The 292-nt window shown below is 37.0% G+C and carries 1 protein-coding gene; it reads left to right on the top strand.

All coding sequences use genetic code 11. The annotated features are described in order from the left end of the window. The coding region (locus tag ACSG5Z_RS31335; protein WP_435712897.1) for a lyase family protein at positions 1 to 292 on the top strand (292 nt) is incomplete at both ends.

The following is a 292-nucleotide window of genomic DNA, read 5'->3' as shown; positions in this document are numbered from 1 at the left end:
CATATACAGACGTAGTAGATACAGCGCTATCTTACATCTTAAAACAAGCGAATGAAATCATATTAAAAGACTTAGAAAACTTTGTAAGCATTTTAGCTAACAAAGCGAAAGAGCATAACTACACGATCATGATGGGAAGAACACACGGTGTTCATGCAGAACCAACAACATTTGGTTTAAAACTTGGTCTTTGGTATGAAGAAATGAAACCTAACGTAGAGCGTTTCAAACAAGCTGCTGATACAGTTCGCGTTGGTAAATTATCTGGTGCGGTTGGTACATACGCAAATAT

Source organism: Bacillus pretiosus (genome assembly GCF_051294775.1).
Classification (GTDB): domain Bacteria; phylum Bacillota; class Bacilli; order Bacillales; family Bacillaceae_G; genus Bacillus_A; species Bacillus_A wiedmannii.
The sequence above is the reverse complement of the archived record's forward strand: the minus strand, read 5'-3'. Positions and strand labels throughout refer to the sequence as shown.